This is a genomic window from Terriglobus sp. YAF25 (genome assembly GCF_052113305.1).
Taxonomy (GTDB): Bacteria; Acidobacteriota; Terriglobia; order Terriglobales; family Acidobacteriaceae; genus Terriglobus.
The window spans coordinates 1-7,036 of the sequence record NZ_JBFRCY010000168.1; the positions used below are offsets into that span (position 1 = coordinate 1).

The window sequence follows — 7,036 nt, forward strand, 5'->3', positions numbered from 1 at the left end:
GCTCAGTTCTTCCACCGTCGCATAGATGCGGCCATCGGCGATCTGCGGATAACCGCAGATATTACGGACACCATACCGTGCCAGGTACTTGAGATGTGCATCGTTGGTCGGAGCGCTCTGGCAGCCGAGCTTCATGGTGGCGCGCTTCGGCGGTACTGCAAATGCTGCGGCGGGCTTCGAGCCCGCYGCAATCGTCGCGATACCGGTGCTGGAGAGAAATTGACGTCGATTCATACGTGCAGCGGAGCTCCTGCGGCTTTGTAGATGGCTTCAATACAACGGAGATCGGCGAGACCCTCTTCCCCGGGTGTGTTCGGTTGGGTGTTCTGCAGAATGCACTGGGAGAAGTGATCGGCCTCACGCACAAAGTGCATGGGATCCTTCTCCTGGCTGGTCTCATCAATATCGATCCGCTTTGCATCCCGATGAGGCTCTTCGGCATATCTCCCCTGGAGATGCTGGCCCTGGTAGGTATAAGTACCGACCTGAAGCCAGCCATACGCGCCGTGCAACCGATAAAAACCGGCCATATCGCCGCCGTAGGTGGAAGCGCCGGTCGCCAGCGCTCCGGAGGGGAAACGCAGGAGCCACGAAACATTCTCTTCCACTTCTTTGAAGCGTTCATCGTGGTCGATGGTCGCGACCTCCGCCTGGAAGCTGGTAGGCTCCTGGCCAGCGAACATGCGGAAGGCGTTCAGGCAGTAGATGCCAACATCGAAGAGTGATCCACCGCCGCCCAGGGCCTTGGTGTATCGCCACTCGCCAAACTTGATACTGAAACCGTTCGCGGCCTCCATCGCCTGCAGCGGTCCGATTCGCCCGCTGCGCACGATCTCGAGAGTCTTCAGCGTGATCGGTTCATAGTGCAGACGATAGGCGATCATCAGCTTGACCTTCACCGCCTTGCAGGCATCGATCATCTGCTGACACTCAGCGGAGCTGATGGCCATCGGCTTCTCGCAGAGAACGTGCTTTCCGGCTTTCGCCGCACGCGTGGTGTACTCCGCATGCATGCTGTTGGGCAGCGCGACATAGACAGCATCAATCGCCTTGTTCTGTGAGATGCGATCGAACTCCTCGTAGCTATAGATCGACTCCCGCGGAACACCGTACTGCGCCGCGATGCGCTCGGCCTTATCGCGATGTCCGCTGACCAGTGCCGTGATTTTCGAGTGTTGCGAGTTCTTAACGCCTTCCAGAAAGTGCCCTGCGATGCGGCCAAGGCCGATAACGCAGTAGCCGATTCGCGGCGTCTCTTGCCCGGCAAGCGCCCACGGCACATGCGCCGCGCCCAGGCTGAGGGCACTTAACTTCGAGAACTGTCGTCGCGTCAACGCCATGTCCGTATCTCCTGACTGAGGTGGAGTTCACATTTGTTGCAGCTATCAACAATTCGGCGGGCAAAGTGTACGCGAGGACAAATGCCCTTCACAAGGGCAGTTTTTCGCCAGTGAATCTGTGGTTTCATTTCATGCTAGTGTGCTAGCATACTAGCAATGCCGGACGACGTGAAACAGTTCAACGTATACCTGCCGACCGACCTGATTCGCGCGGTCAAGTATCACGCCGTTGAAACCGAGCAGTCGCTGTCGGCCATTGTTGCCGAGGCATTACGCGCCTATCTCGACGAGCACAAGCGCAAACGGAGGAAGCATGAAGACTAAAGGCATCGACGGAATTCTGATCGAGACACACAACTGGGGCGCCACCGCAGCCTTCTGGCGCGATCTCGGCTACGAGATCGAATTCGAGACGGATCACAACTCGGGCCGTCTGCGTCATCCCAGCGGAGGTCCCTATCTCTTCATCGCCGAGCGCCCGGCCGGTCATGCACTTCAGGTCACACTGGGCCTCGCTGTCGAGGATGCAGATCAATTCACTCCTCCGCATAGCGGCACGGTGGTGCATCCCTTCGAGAAGCAGCACTGGCCCGCACTGCAGCTGATGCTCGCCGATCCCGACGGCCGGCATATCGCGGTCGATGCGCCACTCCCATCCAGGAAAAGCTGATTCCACCGGAACAGAAGGGAGCATCCATGTCTGCACCGCAACCGGACAGCACCGCGGTGCGCGTCGCCCTGTGGCGCGCATTGCACGCACAGGTCGATGCGCCGCCGCATGTCATCGAAGATGAGATCGGCCTGCAACTGGCGGCCCCCATTGGCGACTGGCAACAACGCCCCGATATGGATCCACAGGCGACACGATTCTTCCGTGCGTCCATCGTCGCCCGTGCCCGCTTTATCGAGGACCTGCTCCTGGAGCAGGCTGGCCGAGGTGTTCTCCAGTACGTCCTGCTCGGCGCGGGCCTGGATACCTTCGCCCAGCGCAGGCCTGAGATCTCCTCCCGCCTGCGCATCTTCGAAGTGGACCAACCGATGCCCCAGGCATGGAAACGTCAACGCCTCATCGAGCTAGGCTATGGCATTCCTGAATGGCTGCGGTTCGTACCGGTTGACTTCGAAACAGGCGACACCTGGTGGCAGCGCCTCACCGCCTCTGGCTTCGACACACATGAGCCCTCCGTCGTAGCCGCAGCCGGAGTGAGCATGTATCTCACCCGGGATGCCGTAGACGCAATGCTTCGTCAGGCCGCCGGGCTGGCTCCGGGATCGACCTTCGCCATGACCTTCCTGCTTCCGCTTGACTTAGCCGCTCACGACCTACGCCCCGGCCTGCAGATGGCGGAGAAAGGAGCACGCGCCAGCGGAACACCCTTCCTCAGCTTCTTCACCCCGGACGAAATAGTGCATCTCGCTCGCGAGGCCGGCTTCAAAGAGGTCCGCCACGTCTCGGCCGCCAATCTCACTGGGCGTTACTTCGCAAATAGAACCGATGGTCTCCATCCACCCGAGAATGCAGAAGAGATGTTGGTAGCAACCACGTAGGGTGTATCGATGGATCGTTTTGTGTCTTATTAGAAATTTCCAGTATTCCTGACCAACCCTAGCGTTGCGAGGGCGGGGCACTCCGGCAAAGAAAATGAGAGAAGCAGATTTCTCCGCTGCGCTACCAAACGGCAAACAAAAGGGTGCCCATCGGTCTGAGCGCTCAGGTCTCGGGCACCTTGAATAACAAACCCTACGGCAGCATCGCCATCGACAGCGCCGCCGCATGCACCGTGCAGCTGGAACACACAGACGGCAACTCCTCCCGAATCTCGCGAATATCCGCCTCCACACGCGCAGCCTCCGGCTTACGATGCGTGTCCTTCAAAAACTCCAGGTACTGCCGCAATACGGAAAGCCGATACGAAAGCAGCAAAGGCCGTGGCAGATCGGTATGGCTGTTGACGATCTCCAGGGCTTTGAGCACAGCCTCTTCGGCGCCGTCATGAACACCGCACCTCCACAGCGCAAAGCTCCGTGAGACCCAGAAGGTTGCGGCCTCAAGAGAGTTCGCCTCGAGCCCGGCGGACACCAGTGTCTGTGCCTGCTGCGTATCGTCAAGTGCTCCCCGGCATCGACCCTGGTACGTACGCGCATAGCTGCGTGTCAGCAACGCCGCCTCCCTCTCAGCGATGTCTACACTCTGCTGCTCCTGCAACTCCGATAGCGTTTCAGAGGCCTCTTGTTCCGCATCGCGGTAACGCCTCTCTAGAAGAAATCCAATCGCAAGCTCCTCATGCAGATGCGCTTCCTGCGGGCGATCGTGCAACTCCCGGTAGAGCAGAAGTGACTTTCGCAGCAGCGTTCTCGACTCCGGAACACGGCTGGTAGAGAGATAGACCGATCCCAGGCCGTCCAGCGCATCTGCCAGATCTCGATGAGAGTCTGGGGATCGAAACAGCGGAATGGCATGCGTGAAGGCTTTCTCTGCGCTGCCCAGATCGGGATGGATCTGGTATTCGTTGGCTAGCTGCAGCCATAGTGCTCCGATCTTTTCTTCAGGAGCGTGCTGCTCTTCGGCACTCGCAATCTGCTGTTTCAGCGCAATGGAACGGGCCGGGGCCCGCTGCGCCTGCACCTTCACCATGAACGACAGAAGCACCGAAACGATGACAAAGGCACAGAAGAAGGGCGAAGGCCGGTCCGTATGGGATGGGTAAGATACGTCGGGCGTCTTCATGCCCAAACAACGGATAGAAGCATCAGCTGGTTAACAAATTCTCTTCGTGGTTACCTGAAATAAAGGATCGAAAAAAGTTTGTTAACCAAAGCTGCGCTTTCTCCGTTGTATAGGCGAAGAACATTTCCAAATGACCTTTCCAAGGATGACTGCAATGGGTCTTTACCGTTCGAAGCTGATGCCGGCGACAACACTTCTGCTGGCGATGACATTCTGCCCTGGCCACGTCTTTTCGCAGCCGAAAGAAGCTGCCAAACAAGTTGTGCCGGTTCCGCCGGCGCCCACAGACGACGATCTGGCGGTTAAGCGGGATCAGTTACTGGCGCTTCTTCGGATGAGTCCAACGTTGACCCAGGTGCTTACCACCGACCCAACTCTGCTGGCGGACGACGCCTACATCAATCGCGTGAATCCCGAGCTGGCACGATTCCTGGCGCAGCACCCTGAGATCACAAGGAATCCGGACTTCTATCTCTTCGCGGAGTTCCCGGAGCAGCGCGGCCGGCATACCGAGCCGCTTCGCCGCCGTGGAAACAACAACAACCAGATGAACCTGTTGGAGCTGAAGCGCCAGTACATGATGGACATCATGCAGGCCCTCATCTTCGCCGGCGCGATCGGCAGCCTGATGYGGCTGATTCGCATCCTTCTCGAAAATCGCAGATGGAGCCGCGTCTTCCGCCTGCAGAGCGATATCCATGGCAAGCTGATCGAGCGCTTCGCTACCACCGACAACCTGATGGAGTACATGGGCACCGAGTCCGGCAGACGCTTTCTGGAGGCTGCCCCCATTCCCATGGGCATGGAACGTCAGCGGATGTCGGGCGGCCTGGGACGAGTGATTGCGTCGCTGCAGATCGGGCTGGTGTTGGCGCTTCTGGGGCTGGGTCTGGTGCTGCTCCGCCATAGCCTTCCGGAGTTTGCCGCCCCGCTGCTGGTGGCCGGCGTAGTAATCATGATGCCGGGTATCGCTCTGCTGCTCTCCGCCGCAATTACCTGGCGGGTCAGCTCCCGTTTGGGGCTACTATCGGAGAACCAGAACGATGCGCAGCAGGATCGCACCTAACGAGGGCGCTGGGCCGCAGGGAGCTTCACGATGAACTGGGAAAACGTCATTCCGGGAATCATGACTGGCGCCGCGGCTCAGACGGCAGATCCTGCTATGGACAGCGATCAGTTCGCAGCCTTCTACGAGCGCTCTTCGCGACAGCTTTGGGCCTACCTGGCGCGCACCTCAGGCGATGCAGCCCTGGCGGACGACCTGATGCAGGAGAGCTATGTGCGCTTTCTCTGTGTCAGACCTCTTGCCGAAGGAGAGATCGCCTCGCGCAGATACCTCTTCCGCATTGCCAGCAATTTGCTGCGCGATTACTGGCGCCGTCCGCGTGCTCTCTCTATCGAAGACGCGCCCGCGGAGCGGCTGGCCCAGGACACCTCAGCGCAGATGGAGTCGCGGCTTTCGCTCGAGCCCGCCATGGCTTCACTGCGTCCTCGCGACCGCCAACTGCTGTGGCTGGCGCATGCGGAAAACTACTCTCACCGCGAGATCGCGGAGATCACAGGGCTGGGTGTAACGAGCATCCGGCTGCTGCTCTTTCGCGCCCGACGCCAGATGGCACAGGCACTGGGGAAGAACGGCAGGGGAACAGTATGAATCTGAACGGATGCACTCGTTTGGAAGAAGTGCGGCATGCACTCTCACAGGGGCACTGGCCGCAGGCCTGCGCGGAACTGCAGGCCCATGTCCAGACCTGCGCGCGATGCACTGAAGAGGTGCTGGTCACGAAGCATCTCCAGGGCCTGCGCGCTACGAGTATCGCAGCAGTGCAGCCAGGCAGCGTCAGCCTGCTGTGGTGGAAGGCCCAGGCCAGGCGTAGAAGCGCCATGTTGCAACAGATGGAACGGCCGCTGCTTGCCGGACAGCTTGTTGCGCTGGCAATCATCCTTGCCATCGTCACAGGCATCGGCCGCGGAATCTGGACCTACCGTATCCAGACCAGCGGTGCGGCAACTACCTCAAACGCCTGGAACTGGTTGTTGGATGCATGGGGCTTGCTGCCGGTCCTTACGGCAGCCGGCGTCATCGTCGTGCTGGCGGGGATTATTCTCTATCTGGCTCTGCCTGTCCGGCATCGCGATCAGCACCCCGCACAAAACGGATGACCCTGAGCGGAGTGAGTTGTCTCCAAACGATGACATTTGCATGCCATCCCGCACGATAGACTCCATGTGCCCGTCTGGGCGCTTCCTATGCCGATTCCAAACTTCTTTATTGTGGGCGCGCCAAAGGCTGGAACGGACCTCCTCTATTACGAGCTCGACCAGCATCCTGAGATTTACATGAGCCCGTTGAAGGAGCCTTGCTTCTACTCGTCAGAGATTCGCCGGGAGAACTTCGACGCACAGATCCGGGAACAGATGTCGCAGGCCGAAGAGGCGACGCGGCAGTACATCTCAGGACCCATGCAACAGAAGCGCTTTGGTGGAGTCGTCAGCCGCAGAGAAGATTACGAACGGCTCTTTGCCGGCGTACATCAAGAGAAGGCCATCGGCGAAGGAAGCGTCTGCTATCTCTGGTCTTCGACCGCGCCATACGCCATTGCGAGGGATAATCCCAAGGCTCGCATCGTGATCGTGCTGATGGACCCCGCGGAGCGCGCGTTTCACCAATACCTGAAGAGCATCTCCGATGGAACCGTGGGGCATGCATTTCGCAGACATCTCGATCTGGCGATGGCCTGCGATCAACAGAAGCTCGGCATCTTCCATCCCTTTCTCGACTTTGGCAACTACACCGCTCAGTTGCGCCGCTACCGGGAGTGTTTCCCTGCCGCCCAGATTCACCTGTCGCTTTATGAGGAGACGCAGGCAGACCGCACTGCATGGCTGGAGCGCATCTTCACCTTTCTCGGCGTCGATTGCAGCTATCGCCCGGGGCCAATTGAAGTTCCCTCCACCCCGCATGTAC

General features: G+C 59.3%; 9 protein-coding genes and 1 pseudogene. 7 read left to right on the top strand and 3 right to left on the bottom strand.

The window, feature by feature from the left end:
- Together AB4043_RS09060 and AB4043_RS09065 are read right to left on the bottom strand one after the other, a co-directional pair.
- Positions 1 to 234: pseudogene (locus AB4043_RS09060) on the bottom strand (mannonate dehydratase); the annotation flags it as partial.
- A complete protein-coding gene (locus AB4043_RS09065; protein WP_442302461.1) occupies positions 231 to 1,340 on the bottom strand; it encodes a Gfo/Idh/MocA family protein in 1,110 nt (369 codons plus the stop codon). The gene AB4043_RS09065 and the pseudogene AB4043_RS09060, both read right to left, overlap by 4 nt.
- Positions 1,341 to 1,496: 156 nt before the next feature.
- Between AB4043_RS09065 and AB4043_RS09070 the strand changes: the two genes are divergently transcribed.
- From AB4043_RS09070 to AB4043_RS09080, 3 genes are read left to right on the top strand one after another with little or no spacing between them, the layout of a single operon-like run.
- Complete coding sequence (locus AB4043_RS09070) at positions 1,497 to 1,664, top strand: ribbon-helix-helix protein, CopG family (protein WP_147646122.1); 168 nt, start codon at positions 1,497 to 1,499, stop codon at positions 1,662 to 1,664.
- Entirely contained in the window at positions 1,654 to 2,010 is a 357-nt protein-coding gene (locus AB4043_RS09075) for a VOC family protein (RefSeq protein ID WP_442302462.1), read from the top strand. Before AB4043_RS09070 ends, AB4043_RS09075 begins: the two co-directional genes overlap by 11 nt.
- 26 nt (positions 2,011 to 2,036) lie before the next feature.
- Complete coding sequence (locus tag AB4043_RS09080) at positions 2,037 to 2,888, top strand: class I SAM-dependent methyltransferase (RefSeq protein WP_442302463.1); 852 nt, start codon at positions 2,037 to 2,039, stop codon at positions 2,886 to 2,888.
- Between the two features lie 193 nt (positions 2,889 to 3,081).
- Here AB4043_RS09080 and AB4043_RS09085 read toward each other — a convergent pair whose 3' ends face one another.
- Positions 3,082 to 4,068 carry a hypothetical protein gene (locus AB4043_RS09085; protein ID WP_442302464.1) on the bottom strand — a complete coding sequence of 329 codons (987 nt, stop codon included), beginning with the start codon at positions 4,066 to 4,068 and terminating at the stop codon, positions 3,082 to 3,084.
- Between the two features lie 154 nt (positions 4,069 to 4,222).
- Between AB4043_RS09085 and AB4043_RS09090 the strand changes: the two genes are divergently transcribed.
- The 4 genes from AB4043_RS09090 to AB4043_RS09105 all read left to right on the top strand — a co-directional run.
- The gene (locus AB4043_RS09090) at positions 4,223 to 5,134 is read left to right on the top strand and encodes a hypothetical protein (protein ID WP_442306903.1); all 912 of its coding nucleotides are present in this window, start codon (positions 4,223 to 4,225) and stop codon (positions 5,132 to 5,134) included.
- A gap of 30 nt (positions 5,135 to 5,164) precedes the next feature.
- Positions 5,165 to 5,722: an RNA polymerase sigma factor gene (locus tag AB4043_RS09095; RefSeq protein WP_442302466.1), complete on the top strand. Its 558-nt coding sequence runs from the start codon at positions 5,165 to 5,167 to the stop codon at positions 5,720 to 5,722.
- Entirely contained in the window at positions 5,719 to 6,231 is a 513-nt protein-coding gene (locus tag AB4043_RS09100) for a hypothetical protein (RefSeq protein ID WP_442302467.1), read from the top strand. Before AB4043_RS09095 ends, AB4043_RS09100 begins: the two co-directional genes overlap by 4 nt.
- Before the next feature lie 87 nt (positions 6,232 to 6,318).
- Positions 6,319 to 7,036 (top strand): sulfotransferase (locus AB4043_RS09105; protein ID WP_442306904.1); only part of this gene is annotated, 718 nt, incomplete at its 3' end.

Excerpts from the sequence above, each read along its gene's own strand:
- AB4043_RS09065 (WP_442302461.1), bottom strand. The coding sequence starts at position 1,340 with ATGGCGTTGACGCGACGACAGTTCTCGAAGTTAAGTGCCCTCAGCCTG.
- AB4043_RS09070 (WP_147646122.1), top strand. The coding sequence starts at position 1,497 with ATGCCGGACGACGTGAAACAGTTCAACGTATACCTGCCGACCGACCTG.
- AB4043_RS09075 (WP_442302462.1), top strand. The coding sequence starts at position 1,654 with ATGAAGACTAAAGGCATCGACGGAATTCTGATCGAGACACACAACTGG.
- AB4043_RS09080 (WP_442302463.1), top strand. The coding sequence starts at position 2,037 with ATGTCTGCACCGCAACCGGACAGCACCGCGGTGCGCGTCGCCCTGTGG.
- AB4043_RS09085 (WP_442302464.1), bottom strand. The coding sequence starts at position 4,068 with ATGAAGACGCCCGACGTATCTTACCCATCCCATACGGACCGGCCTTCG.
- AB4043_RS09095 (WP_442302466.1), top strand. The coding sequence starts at position 5,165 with ATGAACTGGGAAAACGTCATTCCGGGAATCATGACTGGCGCCGCGGCT.
- AB4043_RS09100 (WP_442302467.1), top strand. The coding sequence starts at position 5,719 with ATGAATCTGAACGGATGCACTCGTTTGGAAGAAGTGCGGCATGCACTC.